This is a genomic window from Bathymodiolus heckerae thiotrophic gill symbiont (assembly GCF_900128515.1).
GTDB lineage: Bacteria > Pseudomonadota > Gammaproteobacteria > PS1 > Pseudothioglobaceae > Thioglobus_A.
The window spans coordinates 1-1,068 of sequence record NZ_FQTP01000229.1; the positions used below are offsets into that span (position 1 = coordinate 1).

1 protein-coding gene is annotated in these 1,068 nt (G+C 38.2%); it reads left to right on the top strand.

The annotated features are described in order from the left end of the window. Window positions 1–292: 292 nt before the first annotated feature. Window positions 293–1,068 (top strand): hypothetical protein (locus BTHERMOSOX_RS11490; protein WP_138121235.1); only part of this gene is annotated, 776 nt, incomplete at its 3' end.

Consider the following 1,068-nt stretch of genomic DNA (forward strand, 5'->3'; position numbering starts at 1 on the left):
CTCATATACCATTCGAGCCGTTCAAAACGCAATTATCACAGGAAAGCCTCTGGCCGACCTGATGTGTGCTTTGATGGCTCGGTTAGTTCCTGGATAGAGCTAATAGGGGAACACTGATGAACCCCTTTATGTTTTTATCCCTAAGTTTGGTGGCATAATAGACCTCGGAGAGCTAGGTTACTGGGTAGAGCAAATGGAAATGGATAATATGTAAAACCATAGCTTAGTTGTAAATGTTTTATCAAACGGCGTTTTTTTTAAAGCGCCATTTAATTACTTATAGGGTGTAAATATGAACTTGAAAAAAATATTAGTTTCGTCTCTGCTGCTTGCCGGTATCGCAATATCACCGTATGCCTTGGCAGACCAATCTTTTGGTGGGCATACGATTAATGCAGCCTTTGGAAAATGGGATAGTAATGATGCAGTGAATGGTGGTGATGTATTTTTTTACATCACACGTGAGAAAGATGTTCTGGCTAGTGACTTGGTTTATCCTGATGAGAAAGATTTTTATGTTATTGATCGATTCTCATATTATTTTGACTGGGACATAGATTTTAACGAGAATAGGATTGAACTGACTTATGTGTCTATTAAAGCTGACGATATGTATCATCAATACATATACACATGGTCAAAAGGCTTTCGCTTTCGTGATAGCGAGAATAGCTTGCCTGACATTATCAATGTAAGTGTGGATAGTACTTTTGCCCCGTTGGGGTTTGATCCAGAATTAGTTACTTTTGATGCGAATAATATCTATGTTAATTTAAAAGACTCAAGGTGTCTTTGGAGCAAAATACCAGTAGAGGGTTCCAATGACTTGGTGTCCGAGTGTGTTAATCTATTGAGCCCTACTGGATTTAATAATCGAATCAGCCTACAAGTTACGTTTGCTCATGGGGAAGAAGTTGATAAGGAAACTATTGATGAGCCAACTATTGATACTTGTCCCGCTATTGATGAGCCAGTTAATGATGTGGTGATTATTGATAAGGAAACTATTGATGAATTATATGTCTGGGCAGAGTCAAAATTTCCAGAATATTTCCCTTCACATCAGGA